Origin of the sequence: Acidovorax facilis (genome assembly GCF_050626955.1) — a bacterium.
GTDB classification, from domain to species: domain Bacteria; phylum Pseudomonadota; class Gammaproteobacteria; order Burkholderiales; family Burkholderiaceae_C; genus Acidovorax; species Acidovorax facilis.
Genome location: NZ_CP192460.1, coordinates 3,992,114 through 4,010,611 on the forward strand (window position 1 = coordinate 3,992,114; position 18,498 = coordinate 4,010,611).

The window sequence follows — 18,498 nt, forward strand, 5'->3', positions numbered from 1 at the left end:
TGCGGCTACGATGCGCCCACTCTTTAGACGAGGCCCCGCTGCCTGCACACCGTGCCCGACACCCCTGGCGATTTTGACTACGAAGCCGCTCTGGCCGCCTGCGCAGCGGGCGACCGGCAGGCCATGCACCGCCTGTACCAACAGGAGGGCGCGCGGCTACTGGGCGTTGCGCTGCGCATCGTGCGCCAGCGGGCCCTGGCCGAGGACATCGTGCACGATGCCTGCGTGAACATCTGGACCCGCGCCGCCAGCTACGACCCGCGCCGGGGCAGCGCACGCGGCTGGATCTACAGCGTGGTGCGCAACCTGGCCCTGAACGCCGTTCGCGACGCGGGCCGCCACGTTGATGTGGACGACACCACCACCCAAGCCCTGGAGGCCGACATGTCTGTGCAGGCCCACCATGAGGTCGAGGAAACCTTTGCGCTGAACGCCAGCCTGGGCCGCCTGCAGCATTGCCTGGAGGCCCTGGACCCCGCGCGCCGCAACTGCGTGCTGCACGCCTATGTGGACGGCTGCTCGCACGGAGAAATTGCGGAGCGCCTCGGTGCGCCGCTGGGCACCGTCAAGGCGTGGATCCGGCGCAGCCTGGTTTCGCTGCGGGAGTGCATGGCATGACCGACGTGCGCAACACACCGTCCACCCCCTCGCCGGAAGACCTGAGCGTGCTGGCCGGCGAGTACGTGCTGGGCACCCTGCCCGCTGCCGAACGCCAGGGTGTGCAGCAACGCCTGCCTGGTGACAAGGCACTGCAACAGGCGGTTGCCGAATGGGAAGCCCGCCTGCTGCCGCTGACCCAGCTGGCAGAGCCCATCGCGCCGCCCGCTGCCTTGTGGGCGCGCATCGACCAGTCGCTGCAGGCCACCAGCGCGCAGCCGGTTGCGACACCCGTTGCCGCCCAACCCCGCGCAAAAACCGAGCGCAAGCCATCCGTGCGCTGGTGGGACCACCTGGGCCTGTGGCGGGCCCTCGCCGGCTCGGGCTTTGCCATGGCGGCGGTGCTCGCGGCAGTGCTCGTCACCCGCACCGCCCCAGTGGCCGCGCCGCCGCAGTTCATGGTGGTGCTGGTCGCGCCGCATGACAAGGCCCCGGGCTGGGTGGTGCAGGCCAGCTCGCCCCGGCAGATCAGCCTGATTCCGCTGGGTATGGCCGAAGTACCGGCCGACAAGGCCCTGGAGTTCTGGACCAAGGCCGACGGCTGGAGCGGCCCCGTATCGCTGGGCCTGGTGCAGCCCGGTCAGCCCCTGCAGATCCCGCTGGACAAGCTGCCGCCGCTGCAGCCCAACCAGTTGTTCGAGCTGACGCTGGAACCGCCCACGGGCTCGCCGATTGGCAAGCCCACAGGCCCCATCCAGTTCATCGGCCGCGCCGTCAAGGTGCTCTGACTGTCTTCGTTACCCCACTCGGCGCAATGCATAGGCCCACGCCGGTGTAACGAGCACGGCCTATACCAGCGACCGCCGCGCAAGGGCCGCCAAGCCGCACAGGCGGCGCTTCGCTGGCGGGCGCTGGCGGTGTCCCCCTTCCCGAATTGCGCAGCAATTCGAGAGAAAGGGGGAAGGCGCGAAGCGACTCAGGGGGTTAGTACTGTTTATACGGCAGGAACTTGCCGGACAGGACCACATTCACGCGGTCGCCATTGGGATTGGCCTCGCGCTGGATGTCCATGCTGAAGTCGATGGCGCTCATGATGCCGTCGCCAAACTCTTCGTGGATCAGCTCCTTGATGGTGGTGCCGTACACACTCACCACCTCATACCAGCGGTAGATCAGCGGATCGGTAGGCACGGGCGTGGGCAGCGAGCCCTTGTAGGGCACCACCTGCAGCCACTTCTGCTCTTCGGCCGTGAGGCCGAAGATCTTGCCCAGCACCTTGGCCTGTTCGGCCGATGCCGTCATCTGGCCCAGGCACAGGGCGGTGGTCCATTCCTTGGACTGGCCGACCTTCTTGGCAATGGCATCCCATTGCAGGCCCTTGGCGACCTTGGTGCTGATGATCTTTTCGGTAACGTCGTTGCGGTTCATGGTGATGGCTCCTTCGGTGGGATGGGTTTTGGAACAGGGAACAGGAACTTCAGGGTGCAGCACTCCCTGCCACCCCAAGGGGCAACACGACAGTGCTGGGTTATTCAGGAAATCAGTGGGCTTTGGCGCGCGTCACCAAAAAGTCCACGATGTGGTTGCGCAGCGCGTAGTAGCCATCCAGGTGGTGCAGGCTGGCGCGCGTGCGTTCGCGTGGCAGTGGGTTCACCACCACCTCGGCGATGCCGCCGGGGCGGTAGCCATCGGGCGTCTCGTTGCCGTTGCTCATGAGCAGGATGCGGTCGGCCAGCAAGATGGCTTCGTCCACATCGTGCGTGATCATGAACACCGTCTGCTGCGTCTGGCGCACGATGGCCATCAATTCGTCCTGGATGGTGCCGCGCGTGAGCGCATCGAGTGCGCCGAAGGGTTCATCCAGCAGCAGCATCTTGGGCTGGATGGAGAACGCGCGCGCAATGCCCACGCGCTGCTTCATGCCGCCTGAGAGTTGCGACGGCTTCTTGTCAATGGCAGGGCTCAGGCCCACCAGCGCCACGAACTTCTCCACATGCGCATCCACCTGGCTCTTCTTCCAGTCGGGCCAGCGCGACTTCACGGCGAACGCGATGTTCTGGCGCACCGTGAGCCAGGGCATGAGCGCGTGGCTCTGGAACACCACGCCCCGGTCCAGACTGGGGCCGGCCACTTCGCGCCCGTCCATGATGACGGTGCCCGAGGTGGCGGTGTCGAGCCCCGCCAGCACGTTCAGGATGGTGGTCTTGCCGCAGCCCGAGTGGCCGATGATGCAGACGAATTCGCCCTTGTCGAGCGTGAACGACACATCGGCAAACACGGGTTTGGAGGGTACAAAGGCTTTTCTCAGCCGGTCGATCTGGAGGAAGCCTTGGGTCACGGCAGAGGCCTTTCGTTGCGGGGCGTCAGTGGCAAGAGGGGCTGGAACAGCCGGGCGCTGGGCGACATCACTCCACATAGGTCACCACCTTCTGCAGCTGGCCGAAGGCCAGGTCGAGCAACATGCCCACCACGCCAATCACCAGGATGGCAAAGATCACGTTGGTGAGCGACAGGTTGTTCCACTCGTTCCAAACGAAGTAGCCAATCCCCGTGCCGCCCACCAGCATCTCGGCCGCCACGATCACCAGCCAGGCGATGCCCATGCTGATGCGCATGCCCGTGAGGATGGTGGGCGCTGCGGCGGGCAAGATCACCAGGAAGGCCTTGCGCAGCGGGTTGACCTGCAGCGTGGCCGACACGTTGAGCCACTCGCGCTTGACCGATGCCACGCCAAACGCCGTGTTCACCAGCATGGGCCACACCGAACAGATGAAGATCACGAAGATGCCCGAGATCGATGAGTCCTTGATGGTGTAGAGCGCAAGCGGCATCCACGCCAGCGGGCTGATGGGCTTGAGCACCTGGATGAACGGGTCGAACGCACGGCGCAGCAGCGGCGACATGCCGATGACGAAACCGAGCGGTATCGCCACCAAGCAGGCCAGGCCAAACCCTAACGCGACCCGGCCTAGCGAATGCGCGAGCTGGATGGCGATGCCCTTGTCGTTGGGGCCGTTGTCATAGAACGGGTTGGACACGTGCCCCCACACGGTACGGCCCATCTCTGCCAGTGAGGGGAAGCCGCTGCCCTTGGCGCTGGCGCCTGGGTCCTTGCCCATCATCTTGGCGTACTCGATCTGCTCGGCGGTCATGCCGGCCGTGCTGTTGCCCGCGCCCGAAGAAGCGGTGGCGATGTACCAGATCCCCAGCAGGGCCAGGAAGATGAGCACGGACAACAGGCCCGCGCGCAGGTTGAGGTTCTTGGCGGGAGTCATGTCATGCCGCCTTGCGGATGGGGAAGCTCTTGGCGTACTCGGCCGCCTTCGCCGCATCGAACTCGCGCCCCATGATCTTGAACTTGGGGTACGCGCCTTCGGGCACCTTCTGGTCCAGCGCCTTCATCTGCTTTTTCGCATCGGTGATGAGGAACACCTTTTCGGCGATCTGCTTGTAGTCCACATCGCCCTTGATGTAGCCCCAACGCTGCATCTGCGTGAGCATCCACACGGCCATGCTCTGCCACGGCATGGGGTCGAAGTCTGCGCGGTCCGGCACGTTCTGGATCTTGCCCAGGCCGTCGGCGAACTTGCCGGTGAGCACCTGGTTGAGCACGGCCTCGGGCTGGTTCAGGTAGGCCTGGGGCGCAATCACCTTGGCGATGAGCTCGCGGTTGGCCGGGTCGCGCGCCATCGCGGCCGAGGTGAGCACCGCGCGGTACAGCGCAGCAAAGGTGTTGGGGTTCTTCTGGATGAACTCGGTGCTGGTGCCGAAGGCGCAGCAGGGGTGGCCGTTCCACAGGTCCTTGGTGAGCAGGTGGATGAAGCCGACTTCCTCAAACACGGCGCGCTGGTTGAAAGGATCGGGGCCGAGGAAGCCGTCGATATTGCCCGCGCGCAGGTTGGCCACCATCTCGGCGGGTGGCACCACGCGCAGCTGCACGTCGGTGTCGGGGTTCAGGCCCGCCTCGGCCAGGTAGTAGCGCAGCAGGAAGTTGTGCATGCTGTACTCGAAGGGGATCGCGAACTTGAAGCCCTTCCAGTTCTTGGGATCGCGGTTGTCCTTGTGCTTGAGGCTGAGCGTGATGGCCTGGCCGTTCACGTTCTGGATGGTGGCCACGTTCATCGGCGTGGCGTTGGAGCCCAGGCCCATGGAGATCGCCAGCGGCATGGGGCTCAGGAAGTGCGTGGCGTCGTACTCCTTGTTGATCATCTTGTCGCGGATCAGTGCCCAGCCGGCCGTCTTGGTGACTTCGACGCTCAGGCCCTGCTTGCTGTAAAAGCCCAGCGGGTGGGCCATGATCAGCGGGGTGGCGCAGGTGATCGGGATGAAGCCGATCTTGAGGTTGGTCTTCTCCAGTGCGCCCTGTTTCTCTTGCGCCATGGCCTGCATGCTGGCCACAGGCAACACGCTCGCGATGGCCGCCATGGCCGTTCCCTTGCCCACCGCCTTGATGAAGCGGCGGCGCACTGCGTCTTGCGGAAACAGCGCCTTGACCAGCGTGGCTTCGATGAACTCGTTGCTGTAGAGCTCGAACTCACGGGTCTCGCTGCGCTGGCGCAGGGTGGCTGCGGCGACATCGGCCGACACCTCGGCGTGGTGGTCGGCCACCGTGTGGTCGCGGCCACAGCTGCATTTCAGCATCAACGGGCGGTCGGCATCGTAGGGCGAGAAGAATTCGGACATGGCACACCTCGTAGAAGTTGGTGCCAGGTGTTACGCAAAGCGCGGGCCAGTTTTTGCCGGTGTCGGCCCGCTGTCATGAATTCGTGGGTGTGGTGTCTACAGCGTGTAGGGCTAGCACTACAAATCGGGGATGCAGCGCCCGCAAATCACTCGGCAGGCGCGCCGCGCGCTAGCAGCGCCAGCTCCACGTCATTGCGCGCGCCGGTCTTTTCGAGGATGCGGGCGCGGTAGGTGCTCACCGTGTTGGGCGCGAGCTTGAGCTGCGCACCAATTTCGCTCACGCTCTGCCCGGCCGTGAGCAGACGGAACACCTGATGCTCACGATAGGAGAGCGCGTCTACTCCAGCGGGCGCGCCCTGCTGGGTGGCACGCACCACGCCGGTGCGCTCCACCGCGCCCGCCAGCGCCAAGGCCGTGGCCTCGGTCAGATACCGCCCGCCCGAAGCCACCTTGCGCACGGCGGCCACCATGTCGTCGGGGTCAGCGCTTTTGTGCAGGTAGCCCGCCGCGCCCATCTGGATGCAGCGCACCGCGTATTGCCGCTCGGGGTAGGTGCTGAGCATCAGCACCGGCAATGCAGGCCAGGCCTTGCGGAGCGCCTGCAGCACTTCGAGGCCGTCCATGCCCGGCATGGCGATGTCCAGCAGCACCAGGTCCAGCCCCGGCGCTCCAGTAAACCCTTGCAGCGCGGCCACCTGCTCCAGCACCTCGCTGCCCTGCGTGGCCTCGGCCACCACAGTGATCTCGGGCGCGCCATTGGCGGGGTCGCCCAGCACCTGCTTGAGCCCCTCCCGCACGATGCGATGGTCATCCCCGATCAATACGCGAACCACGGAATTCATGACAGCTCCAGAGGAATCAGCAATTGCAGGCACGAGCCCTGCCCCGGCTCGCTGGTGATGCTCAACCGCCCCCCCAGCTGCCGTGCCCGCTCGCGCATGCCCATCACGCCATAGGCGGTGGGCGCCTCCAGGGCCTGGCGGGTAGCGCCCACGCCGTTGTCGCGCACGCGCAGCTGCAGCATTTCGTCCTGCACGTCGATGGCAATGTCGATGGCGCTGGCCTGCGCGTGGCGGCCCACGTTGCTCAGCATCTCCTGGAAGATGCGGAACACGGCGATGGCGGCAGGCTCGGGCAGGTGCAGGGTGGCGGGCACGTCCATCTGCCACGCCAGCTCCAGTTCGGCCGACTGCACGAACTCCTGTGCCTGCCACTCCAGCGCCGCCCACAGGCCCTGGTGGTCCAGGATGCTGGGGCGCAGGTCGGTGATGATGCGGCCCACGTTGTCCACGGCGTTTTCGATCAGGCGGCTCATATTCTGGCACTTGCAGCGCATCTGCGTGCGCATGTCGCCCGCGGCCTCGGGTGTGCGCTCGCCCTGCTCGCCCAGGCGCTTGTGCAGCCAGTTCACATCCATCTTCAGTGCCACCAGCAGGCTGCCCAGCTCGTCGTGCACCTCGCGGGCGATGCGGGTGCGTTCGTCCTCGCGCACCTGCTCCGAGTAGGCGGACAACTCGCGCAACTGCGCCAGCGCCTGCGACAGCTCCTGGGTGCGGGCGGCCACGCGGCGCTCCAACTCGTCATTGGCGCGAGCCAGCTCATCGTGCGCGCGCTGCAGCTCATCGGCGGCACGCTTGCGGCTGGTGATGTCCACAAAAGCGATCACGGCGCCCTGTACCTGGTCACCTTCAAGAATCGGGTGGCTGGAATACTCCACGGCAAACGCCGAGCCATCGCGGCACCAGAACACCTCGGTGTCCACACGACAGGGCAGACCCTGGCGGAACGCATTGAAGATGGGGCAGTCGCCGTCCGCATACGGGCTGCCGTCGGGGTGGCTGTGGTGGGTGAGCGCGTGCATGTTGCGCCCCATCACCTCATCGGCTGCAAAGCCCAGCATCTGCGCGCCCGCCCGGTTGATGAACACGCAGTTGCCCGCCAGATCAATGCCAAACACCCCCTCGCCCGTGGACTCCAGCAGCAGCCCCAAGCGGTTCTGCCAGAGGGCACTGGCACCGGCGGGCAGGTTCAGGACGTGGGTGGACATAGGGGTACCCAAGCAATGGCCGTGCCCAGGTGGCGACCAGGAACACATCGGGGACTGTGCGCCCGCCCGCCAACATCGCACAATAAGCGGATGCAAACCGCTCACCCGCCCTCTGTGGCCACTGTGGCCCCACCCCCGCCGTCGGTATGGCGCCCGCCCAGCCTGTCCGTGCGCTGGTGGCCCGTGTTCATGCGCAACCTGCTGGTCTGGCGCAAGCTGGCCATCCCCAGCCTGGTGGGCAACATTGCCGAACCGCTGATGTGGCTGGTGGCCTTTGGCTACGGCATGGGGGCCCTGGTGGGGCAGGTGAACGTGGGCGGCGCGGCGGGCGACACCAAGGTGCCCTACATCCTGTTCCTGGCCAGCGGCTCCATCTGCATGAGCGCCATGAACGCGGCCAGCTTCGAGGCGCTGTACTCGGCCTTCTCGCGCATGCATGTGCAAAAGACCTGGGACGGCATCATGAACGCGCCGGTGAGCCTCGACGATGTGGTGCTGGCCGAGATGCTGTGGGCCGCGTTCAAGGCGCTGTTCACCGTCACCGCCATCCTGGGCGTGATGCTGGCCCTCTCCATCAGCCACAGCCCCAAGCTGTTGGTGGCCTGGCCGGTGCTGCTGTTCGTGGGGGTGATGTTCTCCAGCATCGCGCTCATCTTCAATGCGCTGGCCAAGGGGTATGACTTCTTCACTTACTACTTCACGCTGGTGCTCACGCCCATGATGTTTCTCTCCGGTGTGTTCTTCCCGCGCGAGCAGTTGCCTCCCATCGTGCGCACCATCTCCGACTGGCTGCCGCTGACCAACGCGGTCGAGCTGGTACGCCCGCTGTTCATGGACCAGTGGCCCGCCCACCCCCTGCGCCACGGCCTGGTGCTGGTGGTGACCACCGTGGTGGCCTTCTGGGTGGCTCTGGCCCTGACCCGCAAACGCTTCAAGGCATGACCGCGCTGCTCGGCCCCAGCCATATCGCCATGGTGGCCAAAGGCGTGTCGGCCATCGTGGCGTCACGCGATGCGGCCCTGCGGCCGAGCATCATGCGGGCCGTGGGCAGTCGCATCAGCGGCGATGGGCTGGAGGTCACGGTGTACCTGCGGCGCAGCCAGTCCGAACAGTTGCTGCAGGACATTGCGCACACCGGAGAGATTGCCGTGGTGTTCAGCGTGCCGTCCACCCACCAGACGCTGCAGCTCAAGGCCCGCCGGGCCACGCAGCGCCCGGCCACTGATGGCGACCTGCCGGTGTTGCAGGCCTACCTGCAGTCCATGGTGCAGGAGGTGGGCCGGGTGGGTTATGGGCCGCAGTATGTGGGCGCCATGCTGGCAGCACCGCTGCAGGATGTGGTCGCAGTGACCTTCACTCCCACCAGCGCGTTCGACCAGACCCCAGGCCCGCGCGCAGGCGCGGAGTTGTGTGCGCCGCCCGCACCACCCACGCCACCCGTACTGCAGCCATGAGCTCCGCAGCGCCGTCCCTGCACAGCATCCGCCCCTGCCTGGAGGGGGCGATTCCCGCCATCATGGCGACCTGCGACCCTGACGGCACACCCAACGTGGCCTACATCTCGCAGGTGGTCTATGTGGATGCGGCGCACGTGGCGCTGTCGTTCCAGTTCTTCAACAAGACCCGCCAGAACATCCTGCGCAACCCGCGCGCGTCGGTGCTGGTGCTGGACCCAGTCACCGCCCATTTCTACCGCCTGCACCTGCTGTACGAACGCACCGAGGACAGCGGGCCGGTGTTCGAGAGCATGCGCGCGCAGCTGGCGGGCATTGCGTCGCATGCGGGCATGGCCGAGGTGTTTGAACTCAAAGGGGCCGACATCTACGCTGTGGAGCGCATCGAATCGGTAGCGGGCGAAGGCCTGCCGGCACCGGCGCCGCGTTCCGGGTTGCTGCACACGCTGCGTCTGTGCAGCGAGAGCATCGCGCGCTGCTCGGGGCTGGATGAATTGCTGCAAGGCGCGCTGCAGGGCCTGCAGGACAAGCTGGGCATTCAGCACGCCATGGTGCTGATGCTGGACGCCAGCGCCCAGCAGCTCTACACGGTGGCCAGCTGCGGCTATGCCACGTCGGGCGTGGGTTCAGAAATCCGACTGGGCCAGGGAGTGATCGGCATGGCTGCGCGCGAGCGAACGCCGGTGCGCATCAGCCACATGACGCACGCCGCCCTGTACAGCCATGCCATCCGCGAAAGCATGGACGCGCATGCCACACCCGATGCGCCCCCGCTGCGCGGCCTGGACATCCCCTACCCCGGGCTGCCAGAGCCGCACAGCCAGGTGGCGGTACCACTGCTGTCGGCCGGACGCCTGCTGGGCGTGCTGTTTGCCGAGAGCCCCGAAGACATGCGCTTTGGTTTCGAGGATGAAGACCTGCTGGTGGCCATTGCGGGCCAGCTGGCCGCCGCCATCGACCTGCTGCAGGCCGCGCCCGATGCGCCCGAGCCGCTGCCTACTCCGACGGCGGCACCGCCGGTGAGCGGCAGCGCTCTGCGGGTGCGCCACTTTGCGGCCAACGACAGCGTGTTCATCAACGACGACTATTTGATCAAGGGCGTGGCGGGCGCCATTGTCTGGAAGCTGCTGCGCGACCACCAGCACACCGGGCGCGTGGACTTCACCAACCGCGAACTGCGGCTGGACCCCGCCCTGCGCCTGCCCGATGTGGCCGACAACCTGGAGGCCCGCCTGCTGTTGCTGCAGCGCCGCCTGCAGGAGAACTGCCCGCACATCCACATCGAAAAAACAGGGCGCGGGCGCTTTCGGCTGTGCGTACTGCGCCCCGTGGTGCTGGAAGACGCTTGACGCCTTCACGCCACTGATTTCTCAAAGTCAGTGCACCAGACCCGGCACCACCGGCAGGCCCAGGCTGCGCATCAGCTTGGTCCACTCAGGCTGCGTGAGGTGCGGCTGCACTTGCGCCAGCACCGCTGCCAGCACAGGGGCAGGCGCATGCTGCTTCATGTCCGACAGCATGGCCGTGCGCTCGGCGGGTGACATGTAGGGCACCATCCAGCGGGCCACCACCATCATTTCCTGCGGCGGGATCGAGGCCACCAGCGCATCGTGCACGCCCGCCAGTTCCGCGTCGGTGTAGCACTGCCAGAGCACGCGGTTGTGCGCAGTCTCTTCCTCGTGCATGTGCTCAAAGTTGTGCGCCACAAACAGCGCCAGCTGGCGGTACAGGGCTAGGGTGGCTGCAGCTCGTGCGGGCTTGGCACAGGCCATCAGGTGGTTCACGCCGTCTGCCAAAGCGACGATGGCCTGTTCGTGCTCCACATGTTCACCAGCAATGCTCTGGCTGGAGCCGGGCTGGCGCGCCTCCATGGCGGCGTGCACAAACTGGTTCTCGTGGTGCAGGTGCGCGCGGCACAGGTCCAGCAGCTGCATCACGCGGTCGCAGGTGTGGGCAAACTCCAGGTCATCCTCGACATCCATGCGGCCCAGGCCCAGCAGCGTGTCTGCCATGAAGGCGCGCAGCGCCTTGTGGATGCTGGCGTACATGTCCATGCGGGGGGCGGCGGGCTGGGCTTGTGTCAGTGCGGCAATTTCGCGGGCATCAATCTTCATCACGTTCTTTCATGGCCCCGGTGGGCTCTTTCAGCGCCTTTTTTTGGGCGCTGGGCCGGGTGCACCATGCACCCGTTTCCATGCAAAGAAGTCTAGAAATTCGCCGCGCTTTTGCCTGTTAAAAACTCCTTAAACAGACCCTTTGAAAACCTTAAAAATCGCGTTCCGGGCGCCAAACGTGAAATCGTTCACGGCGCGGCGCGCAGCAGGTCCACCGCTTTTTCAGCAATCATCACCGTGGGCGCATTGGTGTTGCCGCTCACTATGCGCGGCATGATGGACGCGTCCACCACACGCAGGCCCGCGAGGCCATGCACACGCAGTTCGGCATCCACCACATCCAGCGGCCCAGGCCCCATGCGGCAGGTGCCCACGGGGTGGTAGATGGTGTCGGCGTACTGGCGGATGAACTGCTCGATCTCGGCATCTGTGCGCGCACTGGCCGAGGCCGCCAGCTCCTTGGCGCCGAACTTCGCGAGCGCCGGTTGCATGAGGATCTCCCGCGTGCGTTTGAAGCCACGCACCATGCGCGCCATGTCATCGGGATCGGCCAGGAAGTTCGGGTCCACCAAAGGCAAGGCCATGGGGTCGCGGCTGGCCAGCGTGACCGCGCCCCGGCTCTTGGGCTGCAGCAGGCACACGTGGGCCGAGTAGCCATGGCCGAACACGGTCTTGCGCCCGTGGTCCACCAGCTTGCCGATCACAAAGTGCAGCTGCAGGTCGGGCGCTGGCTCGGATGGGTCGCTCTTGATGAAGCCCCCCGCCTCGGCAAAGTTGGTGGTCAACATGCCGGTGCGGTGCTTGCGCCATTCGATGATGCCGCGCAGCGTCTGCACCATGCCCGACAGCGAAAGGCCGAACAGGTCCTTCAGATCGGGAGCGTCCAGCACCTGCACTACGTCGGGATGGTCGTGCAGATGCTGGCCCACGCCGGGCAGGTCGTGCAGCACCGGGATGCCGTGTTGCTGCAAGTGTGCGGCAGGCCCCACGCCCGACAACATCAGCAGCTGCGGCGACAACAGTGCGCCCGCACTCAGCAGCACTTCGCGCCCCGCATGCACCTGCTTCAAGGCACCGCCCTGGCGGTATTCGACACCCACGGCGCGCGTGCCCTCGAACAGGATGCGCGTGGCGTGGGCACCGGTGATGACCTGCAGGTTGGAGCGCGCAAGGTGCGGCGTGAGGTAGCCCTTGGCCGCGCTGTGGCGCTCGCCGTTCTTGTGCGTGACCTGGTACAGGCCCACGCCTTCCTGCGTGGCACCGTTGAAGTCGGTGTTGTGCGGATACCCCGCCTGCACACCCGCTTCGGTGAAGTGGTGGCTGAAGCGGTTGGGCGAGCGCAGGTCCGCCACGTTGAAGGGGCCGCCCTGGGCGTGCCAGGCATCAGCACCGCGCTCGTTGTTTTCGGCGCGCAGGAAGTAGGGCTTCACATCCTCCCAGCCCCAGCCCGGATTGCCCTGCGCGGCCCAGTGGTCGTAGTCGGCATGCTGGCCCCGGATGTAGACCATGGCGTTGATGGAGCTGGAGCCCCCCAGCACCTTGCCGCGTGGCTGATAGCCGCGCCGGTTGTTCAGCGCCGCCTGCGGCGTGGTGTTGAAGCCCCAGCCGTTCAGCTCGAACTTGGCCATCACGGCCAGCCCGGCCGGGCAGTGGATGAGCACGCTGTTGTCGGCAGGCCCCGCCTCCAGCAGGCACACGCGCACGGCGGGGTTCTCAGTCAGGCGCCCGGCCAGCACAGAGCCTGCCGAGCCGCCGCCGATCACGATGTAGTCGAACATGTTGTGGTGTCTCCTCCGCCATGCTGCGCAGCGGTTTGTTGGTTCAGGTTTGACGCACGATAACCGAACGGTCGTGCGATTCGCCTTACCATTCCGTCCATCCGTTTCACTTTGAAGAGGGCTCTCTATATGACGATTCAGACCGTAGGCATCATCGGCGCAGGCACCATGGGCAACGGCATTGCACAGGCCTGTGCGGTGTCGGGCATCAACGTGGTGATGGTCGATATCTCGGATGCTGCAGTGCAAAAAGGCCTGGCCACCGTGGCCGGCAGCCTGGACCGCCTGATCAAGAAGGAAAAGATCAGCGAAGCCGACAAGGCGGCGGCCCTGGCGCGCATCCAAACCTCCACCAGCTACGACGACCTCAAAGCCGCGCAATTGGTGATCGAGGCCGCCACCGAAAACTACGAGCTCAAGCTCAAGATCCTGAAGCAGGTGGACGCCATCGTGGCGCCCGAGGTGCTGATCGCATCGAACACTTCTTCGATCTCCATCACCAAGCTGGCCGCCGCCACCAGCCGCGCCGACAAGTTCATCGGCATGCACTTCTTCAACCCCGTGCCCATGATGGCGCTGGTGGAGATCATCCGCGGCCTGCAGACCAGCGATGCGACCCACGACGCTGTGAAGGCGCTGGCCGAGGCCCTGGGCAAGAGCCCCATCACCGTGAAGAACGCGCCCGGCTTTGTGGTCAACCGCATCCTGGTGCCCATGATCAACGAGGCCTTCTTCGTGCTGGCCGAGGGCCTGGCCACGCCCGAGGACATCGACGCAGGCATGAAGCTGGGCTGCAACCAGCCCATCGGCCCGCTGGCGCTGGCCGACATGATCGGTTTGGATGTGTGCCTGGCCGTGATGGACGTGTACCTGACCGAGTTCGGCGACAGCAAGTACCGCCCCTGCCCGCTGCTCAAGGAAATGGTGGCTGCGGGCCGCTTGGGGCGCAAGACTGGGCAAGGCGTCTACACCTACTGACGGCCTTCAGTGCGCTGTCCCTCGCGGGACGGCGCGCAGTTTCCATTGCGTTTTCAATCATGGGCCAGGAGACCTGCGCCCATGACCCACATCACCCCCACCACGCCCCCACCTGAGGGCAACATCGACACCCAGGTCATCGGCCATGTGCTGCTGATCGGCATCAACCGGCCTGCCAAACGCAATGGCTGGACACCCCCCATGTTCCGCCAGCTGGCCGAGGCCTACACCCGGCTCGACGACGACCCCCCCCTGCGTGTGGGCGTGCTGCATGCGTTTGGCGACCATTTCACCGCAGGGCTCGACCTGCCGGCCGTGAGCGCCTACATGCAGCGCGGCGAAAAAGCCATCCCCGAAGGCCTGGTGGAGCCGCATGACTACGGCCTGCCCGGCTACCGGCGCCGCACCAAGCCCATGGTGGTGGCGGTCAAGGGCATCTGCTTCACCGTTGGCATCGAGCTCATGCTGGGCGCCGACATCGTGGTGGCGGCCGACAACTGCCGCTTCTCGCAGATGGAGGTGCAGCGCGGCATCATGGCCACAGGCGGCGCCACGCTGCGTATGGCCGAGCGCGCGGGCACGGGCAATGCGCTGCTGCACCTGCTGACGGCCGACGAGTTTGGCAGCGCTGAGGCGTACCGCCTGAACTTTGTGCAAAAAGTGGTGCCGGCTGGCCAGGAGCTGGACGAGGCATTGGCGATTGCCCAGCGCATTGCCGCACAGGCTCCGCGTGCGGTGGTGGCCACACGCCTGAATGTGCTCAAGGCCATCGAGCAAGGCCAGGCGGCTGCGGTGGCGGACTTCATCCCCGTGCAGAAAGCTCTGGCCAACAGCGAGGACGCCGCCGAAGGCGTGCGCGCGTTTATCGAGCGCCGGCCCGCGCAGTTCAGCGGACGCTGAGGGCCTGGTGGTTCGTCGTCGCCCGAACCACTACATGCCAAATTTCAAGCCTAATCGGTCGCTAGCGCATATGAATCATGCGCCAGCAGCTCTGCTATTGATAGCAATTTTCCGAGAGTGAAGGGGCACAGCGCCCCCGCCTGCGCAAGCGGGACGCGCGAATAGCACCGATGGCGCGGCGCCGCTCCCCCATCGGCACAATCCCATTCATTAACAAAGTTTTTCACAATTCAATTGCACACAATTGAATTCACGCTCACAATTCACCCCATGCCCAGCCACAGCACACCCCACACCCCCAGCCCCGCCATCCTGCGGCTGGACAACCAGGTCTGCTTTGCGCTGTATTCCGCCTCGCTGGCAATGACCAAGCTGTACAAACCGCTGCTCGACCAGATCGGCCTGACCTACCCCCAGTACCTCGTGATGCTGGTGCTGTGGGAGCAGGATGGCGTCACGGTCTCCGAGCTGGGCGAGCGCCTGTTTCTGGACTCCGGCACGCTCACGCCGCTGCTCAAGCGCCTGGAGGCGCAGGGCCACATTGCCCGGCTGCGCGATGTGCAGGACGAGCGCCGCGTGCGCCTCACCCTCACGTCGCAAGGCCGCGCACTGCGCGACCAGGCTGAGGCCATCCCGCCCTGTGTGCTGCAAAGCAGCCAGTGCTCGATTGCCGAGCTGACGGCCCTGACCACCGAACTCAAGCAGCTGCGAGACCGGCTCAGCGAGCAACGCTGACGGCCTTCAGACAACGCAAGAACCGATTCCCTCCACCGCCCGCCAGTGGGCAACAACCGCAAGGAAGACACCATGACCAAGCTCGAAAAAGTCCTGTACACCGCCAAGTCGCACGTGACCGGTGGCCGCGATGGCGCCGCCAAGACCGATGACGGCCGCCTGGAAGTCAAGCTGTCCTCGCCCGGCACGGCCGGCACCGGCACCAACCCCGAGCAGCTGTTTGCCTCCGGCTACGCAGCCTGCTTCATCGGCGCCATGAAGGCCGTCGGCGGCAAGATCGGCATCCCCGTGCCGCAGGACGTGTCCATCGACGCTGAAGTGGACCTGGGCCCCATCCCGAACGCCTACGGCATCGCCGCCCGCCTGGCCATCAGCCTGCCCGGCCTGGACAAGGAAACCGCCCAGAAGCTGGTGGACGCAGCCCACCAGGTCTGCCCCTACTCCAACGCCACGCGCGGCAACATCGACGTGACCATCACGCTGGTGTAAGCCATGGGCCGCCAGTTGCTTCCCCGCATCGCGGTGGCCCTGGTGGCCATCGAGCATGTGTACATCCTCGTGCTCGAAATGTTCTTCTGGAACAAGCCGCTGGGGATGAAGACATTCAACCTGACCCAGGAGCTGGCCGACGCCACCACCACGCTGGCGGCCAACCAGGGGCTGTATAACGGTTTTCTGGCGGCGGGCCTGTTCTGGGGGCTGTTCACCGGCAACCGGGTGTTCAAGATCTTCTTCCTGGCCTGCGTGATCGTGGCCGGGGTGTTTGGCGCCGCCACCGCAGCGCCCAAGATCTTCTTCAGCCAGGCGCTGCCCGCGATCATCGCGCTGGGCTTGGTGCTGGCGCTGGACAAAGCACCTGCCGCACGGCGCAGCCTCTGAGCTACTAAAACCATAGCTGCCAGCGCTTGTCAATCAAGCGCTGGCAGCTATTTTTGCTTTGAATCCACGCAGGTACTGCCGCCTGCAAGCTGGCATTCAGCGACACGCGCGATGATGGGGTTGGAGACAACACCATGAAAATCGCCCTGCTGTCCGACATCCACGCCAACCGCCAGGCCCTGGACGCCTGCCTGCAACACGCCCGCGCACAGGGCGCCGAACAATTTGCGCTGCTGGGCGACCTGGTGGGGTACGGCGGCGAGCCCGTGGCCGTGGTGGAACAGGTGCGCGACCTCGCCCAGCAGGGCGCCCTGTGTGTGCTGGGCAACCACGACGCCATGGCCCTGGCCCCGCCTGCCAACCCGCGCAACCGCAGCGAGCTGGGCGCGCAGTGGACGCACGACCAGCTCGGCAACAGCCACATCGCCTTTTTGCAGTCGCTGCCGCTCACCGCACGTCTGGGCAGCAGCGCGCTGCTCGTGCATGCCAGCGCCGACATGCCGGAGCAATGGCGCTACGTGGAGGACTCGAACGCCGCCGAGCGCAGCATGACGGCGGCCCAGGCCCTTGACCCCGCCATCCGCTACGTGTTCTGCGGCCATGTGCATGAGCAGGTGCTGTACTTCCTCACGCCCACCGCCAAGCTGATGCGTTTTGCGCCCGAGCCCGGCGTGCCCGTGCCTGTGCCACCGCACCGCCAGTGGCTGGGCATCGTGGGCTCGGTGGGCCAGCCGCGCGACGGCGATGCGCGCGCCATGTACGCACTGTTCGACGACACCGCCAGGCAGATCACCTTCTACCGCGTGCCGTATGACCACCTGGCCGCCGCCGCCGCCATCCGCGCGGCAGGACTGCCCGCGTTTTATGCCGACAGGCTGGAGCATGGTCAATGAAACTGCTCGAACCCGGCACCGAGATCGACGGCTTTCGCGTGGTGGACTGCATCCACGCGGGTGGCATGGCCCACATCTACGCCGTGGAATACGCGCAGGCCGACCGCAGCCCCGGCTTTCCCATGGCGATGAAGATCCCGCGCATGACGGCGGGCGACGGGGCCGAGAACATCGTGAGCTTCGAGGTCGAGCTGCAGATCCTGCCCGTGCTCAGCGGCCAGCATGTGCCGCGTTTTGTGGCGGCGGGCGACCTGGTGCGTCTGCCCTACCTGGTCATGGAATACATCCCCGGCCAGACGCTGCAGCACTGGCTGGACGAAGGGCCTGGCCGCTGCGACACAGCAACCATCGCACGCCTGGGCGCGGCCACCGCGCGCGCGGCGCACAGCCTGCACCAGCAGAACGTGTGCCACCTCGACCTCAAACCGGCCAACGTGCTCATCAAAGAAGATGGCACGGCCGTGCTGCTGGACTTTGGCCTCTCGTGCCACGCCCACTACCCCGACCTGCTGGCCGAGGAAATGCGCCAGGCCGTGGGCTCGCCCGCCTGGATTGCGCCCGAGCAGGTGGTGGGCGTGCGCGGCGACCCGCGCAGCGATATCTTTGCCATCGGCGTGATGCTGTACGAGCTGGCCACGGGCGAGCTGCCCTTTGGCGCGCCCACCACCAGCGGCGGCATGCGACAGCGCCTGTGGATGACGCCTGCCCCGCCGCGCAAACACCGCGCCGACATCCCGCCCTGGCTGCAGGAAGTCATCCTGCGCTGCTTGGAGCCTGAGGCAGGGAGCCGCTACCCGTCGGCCGCGCACCTGGCCTTCGACCTGTCGAACCCCGAACAGGTGCTGGTTACCGAACGCGGCGAGCGCACCGAGCGCACTCCACTGCGCACGCATGTGCGCCGCTGGCTGCGTGCTGCGGGCATGCACTACACGCCCAGCCCCCTGCCCTCGCAGCAGATCGAAGACACGCCCATCCTCATGGTCGCCGTGCCCCATGCCGATGTGAGCGATGCCACGCTGTACTCGCTGCGCCAGGCCGTGGCCCGCTCGCTGGGCATCCGCCCCGGCGCGCGGCTGGCCTGCGTGACGGTGATCTCGCCGGGCGCCAGCAGCACCAGCGACAGTGAGCGCAGTGAAACCACGCTGCACCGCCAGCACATGGCACGCCTGCGCCAGTGGGCCCAGGGTCTGGACCTGACCGGACATGCCGTGAGCTACCACGTGCTCGAAGCGGGCGACGTGGCCCAGGCGCTGGTGCGCTATGCGGCCAGCAACCACGTGAGCATGATGATCCTGGGCGCCGCCACGCACGGGCTGCAGATGCAGCGCTTCATCGACACCGTGCCCATCCGCGTGGCGCGTGATGCGCCCTGCACCGTCATCCTGGTCAAACAGGCGCTGCCGTTCGAGCAGCTGGGCCAGACGTTCCCGGGCTAAGCGC

At 66.1% G+C, this 18,498-nt stretch carries 20 protein-coding genes; 12 read left to right on the forward strand and 8 right to left on the reverse strand.

Features of this window, described 5'->3' with window-relative positions:
• Positions 1–51 precede the first annotated feature (51 nt).
• Positions 52–618 (forward strand): sigma-70 family RNA polymerase sigma factor, encoded by a 567-nt coding sequence (locus ACQ4MJ_RS18255; protein WP_055396332.1) that lies wholly within the window; start codon positions 52–54, stop codon positions 616–618.
• Complete coding sequence (locus ACQ4MJ_RS18260) at positions 615–1,385, forward strand: anti-sigma factor (RefSeq protein ID WP_218298948.1); 771 nt, start codon at positions 615–617, stop codon at positions 1,383–1,385. Before ACQ4MJ_RS18255 ends, ACQ4MJ_RS18260 begins: the two co-directional genes overlap by 4 nt.
• Positions 1,386–1,581: 196 nt before the next feature.
• On the opposite strand, the gene cynS is transcribed toward ACQ4MJ_RS18260, so the two are convergent.
• The 6 genes from cynS to ACQ4MJ_RS18290 all read right to left on the reverse strand — a co-directional run bounded on the left by cynS (position 1,582) and on the right by ACQ4MJ_RS18290 (position 7,327).
• Positions 1,582–2,025, reverse strand: a complete 444-nt coding sequence (gene cynS, locus ACQ4MJ_RS18265) for a cyanase (protein ID WP_431151727.1) — start codon at positions 2,023–2,025, stop codon at positions 1,582–1,584.
• A 112-nt stretch (positions 2,026–2,137) separates the two neighbouring features.
• Positions 2,138–3,013, reverse strand: coding sequence for an ABC transporter ATP-binding protein (locus ACQ4MJ_RS18270; protein ID WP_431151726.1), 876 nt, complete (start codon positions 3,011–3,013; stop codon positions 2,138–2,140).
• Complete coding sequence (gene ntrB / locus ACQ4MJ_RS18275; RefSeq protein ID WP_099731375.1) at positions 3,003–3,872, reverse strand: nitrate ABC transporter permease; 870 nt, start codon at positions 3,870–3,872, stop codon at positions 3,003–3,005. Before ntrB ends, ACQ4MJ_RS18270 begins: the two co-directional genes overlap by 11 nt.
• Position 3,873: 1 nt before the next feature.
• On the reverse strand, positions 3,874–5,280 hold the full coding sequence (locus ACQ4MJ_RS18280) for a CmpA/NrtA family ABC transporter substrate-binding protein (RefSeq protein WP_055396323.1): 1,407 nt from the start codon (positions 5,278–5,280) through the stop codon (positions 3,874–3,876).
• Between the two features lie 146 nt (positions 5,281–5,426).
• Positions 5,427–6,122, reverse strand: coding sequence for a response regulator (locus ACQ4MJ_RS18285; protein WP_431151724.1), 696 nt, complete (start codon positions 6,120–6,122; stop codon positions 5,427–5,429).
• Complete coding sequence (locus tag ACQ4MJ_RS18290) at positions 6,119–7,327, reverse strand: PAS domain S-box protein (protein ID WP_431151723.1); 1,209 nt, start codon at positions 7,325–7,327, stop codon at positions 6,119–6,121. The genes ACQ4MJ_RS18285 and ACQ4MJ_RS18290 overlap by 4 nt, the downstream gene beginning before the upstream one ends.
• 90 nt (positions 7,328–7,417) lie before the next feature.
• Between ACQ4MJ_RS18290 and ACQ4MJ_RS18295 the strand changes: the two genes are divergently transcribed.
• The 3 genes from ACQ4MJ_RS18295 to ACQ4MJ_RS18305 are packed head-to-tail and all read left to right on the forward strand — an operon-like array spanning position 7,418 to position 10,130.
• Positions 7,418–8,269, forward strand: coding sequence for an ABC transporter permease (locus ACQ4MJ_RS18295; protein WP_094289109.1), 852 nt, complete (start codon positions 7,418–7,420; stop codon positions 8,267–8,269).
• Positions 8,266–8,781: a hypothetical protein gene (locus tag ACQ4MJ_RS18300; protein WP_228897494.1), complete on the forward strand. Its 516-nt coding sequence runs from the start codon at positions 8,266–8,268 to the stop codon at positions 8,779–8,781. Before ACQ4MJ_RS18295 ends, ACQ4MJ_RS18300 begins: the two co-directional genes overlap by 4 nt.
• Positions 8,778–10,130 carry a GAF domain-containing protein gene (locus ACQ4MJ_RS18305; protein ID WP_431151722.1) on the forward strand — a complete coding sequence of 451 codons (1,353 nt, stop codon included), beginning with the start codon at positions 8,778–8,780 and terminating at the stop codon, positions 10,128–10,130. The genes ACQ4MJ_RS18300 and ACQ4MJ_RS18305 overlap by 4 nt, the downstream gene beginning before the upstream one ends.
• 27 nt (positions 10,131–10,157) lie before the next feature.
• Here the strand turns inward: ACQ4MJ_RS18305 and ACQ4MJ_RS18310 are convergent, their stop codons facing one another.
• Both ACQ4MJ_RS18310 and ACQ4MJ_RS18315 read right to left on the reverse strand, forming a co-directional pair.
• On the reverse strand, positions 10,158–10,895 hold the full coding sequence (locus tag ACQ4MJ_RS18310) for a hypothetical protein (protein WP_431151721.1): 738 nt from the start codon (positions 10,893–10,895) through the stop codon (positions 10,158–10,160).
• Positions 10,896–11,083: 188 nt separating this feature from the next.
• Entirely contained in the window at positions 11,084–12,673 is a 1,590-nt protein-coding gene (locus ACQ4MJ_RS18315; RefSeq protein ID WP_431151720.1) for a GMC family oxidoreductase, read from the reverse strand.
• A 129-nt stretch (positions 12,674–12,802) separates the two neighbouring features.
• Here ACQ4MJ_RS18315 and ACQ4MJ_RS18320 point away from each other — a divergent pair, with 129 nt between their 5' ends.
• From ACQ4MJ_RS18320 to ACQ4MJ_RS18350, 7 genes are all read left to right on the forward strand, one after another.
• Positions 12,803–13,651: a 3-hydroxybutyryl-CoA dehydrogenase gene (locus ACQ4MJ_RS18320; RefSeq protein ID WP_431151719.1), complete on the forward strand. Its 849-nt coding sequence runs from the start codon at positions 12,803–12,805 to the stop codon at positions 13,649–13,651.
• 81 nt (positions 13,652–13,732) lie between these two features.
• The gene (locus ACQ4MJ_RS18325; protein ID WP_431151718.1) at positions 13,733–14,551 is read left to right on the forward strand and encodes a crotonase/enoyl-CoA hydratase family protein; all 819 of its coding nucleotides are present in this window, start codon (positions 13,733–13,735) and stop codon (positions 14,549–14,551) included.
• A 270-nt stretch (positions 14,552–14,821) separates the two neighbouring features.
• Positions 14,822–15,286, forward strand: a complete 465-nt coding sequence (locus ACQ4MJ_RS18330; RefSeq protein ID WP_431151717.1) for a MarR family winged helix-turn-helix transcriptional regulator — start codon at positions 14,822–14,824, stop codon at positions 15,284–15,286.
• A gap of 72 nt (positions 15,287–15,358) precedes the next feature.
• Positions 15,359–15,775 carry an organic hydroperoxide resistance protein gene (locus ACQ4MJ_RS18335; protein WP_121423023.1) on the forward strand — a complete coding sequence of 139 codons (417 nt, stop codon included), beginning with the start codon at positions 15,359–15,361 and terminating at the stop codon, positions 15,773–15,775.
• Between the two features lie 3 nt (positions 15,776–15,778).
• Positions 15,779–16,165 carry a DUF1304 domain-containing protein gene (locus ACQ4MJ_RS18340; protein WP_431151716.1) on the forward strand — a complete coding sequence of 129 codons (387 nt, stop codon included), beginning with the start codon at positions 15,779–15,781 and terminating at the stop codon, positions 16,163–16,165.
• Between the two features lie 134 nt (positions 16,166–16,299).
• Complete coding sequence (locus tag ACQ4MJ_RS18345; RefSeq protein WP_431151715.1) at positions 16,300–17,058, forward strand: metallophosphoesterase family protein; 759 nt, start codon at positions 16,300–16,302, stop codon at positions 17,056–17,058.
• Complete coding sequence (locus ACQ4MJ_RS18350; protein ID WP_431151713.1) at positions 17,055–18,494, forward strand: protein kinase domain-containing protein; 1,440 nt, start codon at positions 17,055–17,057, stop codon at positions 18,492–18,494. Before ACQ4MJ_RS18345 ends, ACQ4MJ_RS18350 begins: the two co-directional genes overlap by 4 nt.
• Positions 18,495–18,498: the final 4 nt, after the last annotated feature.

What these genes read in the sequence shown, in the direction of transcription:
- ntrB (WP_099731375.1), bottom strand. Translation starts at nt 3,872, where the DNA reads ATGACTCCCGCCAAGAACCTCAACCTGCGCGCGGGCCTGTTGTCCGTG.
- ACQ4MJ_RS18305 (WP_431151722.1), top strand. Translation starts at nt 8,778, where the DNA reads ATGAGCTCCGCAGCGCCGTCCCTGCACAGCATCCGCCCCTGCCTGGAG.
- ACQ4MJ_RS18330 (WP_431151717.1), top strand. Translation starts at nt 14,822, where the DNA reads ATGCCCAGCCACAGCACACCCCACACCCCCAGCCCCGCCATCCTGCGG.
- ACQ4MJ_RS18295 (WP_094289109.1), top strand. Translation starts at nt 7,418, where the DNA reads ATGCAAACCGCTCACCCGCCCTCTGTGGCCACTGTGGCCCCACCCCCG.
- ACQ4MJ_RS18350 (WP_431151713.1), top strand. Translation starts at nt 17,055, where the DNA reads ATGAAACTGCTCGAACCCGGCACCGAGATCGACGGCTTTCGCGTGGTG.
- ACQ4MJ_RS18335 (WP_121423023.1), top strand. Translation starts at nt 15,359, where the DNA reads ATGACCAAGCTCGAAAAAGTCCTGTACACCGCCAAGTCGCACGTGACC.
- ACQ4MJ_RS18285 (WP_431151724.1), bottom strand. Translation starts at nt 6,122, where the DNA reads ATGAATTCCGTGGTTCGCGTATTGATCGGGGATGACCATCGCATCGTG.
- ACQ4MJ_RS18325 (WP_431151718.1), top strand. Translation starts at nt 13,733, where the DNA reads ATGACCCACATCACCCCCACCACGCCCCCACCTGAGGGCAACATCGAC.
- ACQ4MJ_RS18310 (WP_431151721.1), bottom strand. Translation starts at nt 10,895, where the DNA reads ATGAAGATTGATGCCCGCGAAATTGCCGCACTGACACAAGCCCAGCCC.
- ACQ4MJ_RS18280 (WP_055396323.1), bottom strand. Translation starts at nt 5,280, where the DNA reads ATGTCCGAATTCTTCTCGCCCTACGATGCCGACCGCCCGTTGATGCTG.
- ACQ4MJ_RS18290 (WP_431151723.1), bottom strand. Translation starts at nt 7,327, where the DNA reads ATGTCCACCCACGTCCTGAACCTGCCCGCCGGTGCCAGTGCCCTCTGG.
- ACQ4MJ_RS18315 (WP_431151720.1), bottom strand. Translation starts at nt 12,673, where the DNA reads ATGTTCGACTACATCGTGATCGGCGGCGGCTCGGCAGGCTCTGTGCTG.
- ACQ4MJ_RS18320 (WP_431151719.1), top strand. Translation starts at nt 12,803, where the DNA reads ATGACGATTCAGACCGTAGGCATCATCGGCGCAGGCACCATGGGCAAC.
- ACQ4MJ_RS18270 (WP_431151726.1), bottom strand. Translation starts at nt 3,013, where the DNA reads ATGTGGAGTGATGTCGCCCAGCGCCCGGCTGTTCCAGCCCCTCTTGCC.
- ACQ4MJ_RS18340 (WP_431151716.1), top strand. Translation starts at nt 15,779, where the DNA reads ATGGGCCGCCAGTTGCTTCCCCGCATCGCGGTGGCCCTGGTGGCCATC.
- ACQ4MJ_RS18300 (WP_228897494.1), top strand. Translation starts at nt 8,266, where the DNA reads ATGACCGCGCTGCTCGGCCCCAGCCATATCGCCATGGTGGCCAAAGGC.
- ACQ4MJ_RS18345 (WP_431151715.1), top strand. Translation starts at nt 16,300, where the DNA reads ATGAAAATCGCCCTGCTGTCCGACATCCACGCCAACCGCCAGGCCCTG.
- ACQ4MJ_RS18260 (WP_218298948.1), top strand. Translation starts at nt 615, where the DNA reads ATGACCGACGTGCGCAACACACCGTCCACCCCCTCGCCGGAAGACCTG.
- cynS (WP_431151727.1), bottom strand. Translation starts at nt 2,025, where the DNA reads ATGAACCGCAACGACGTTACCGAAAAGATCATCAGCACCAAGGTCGCC.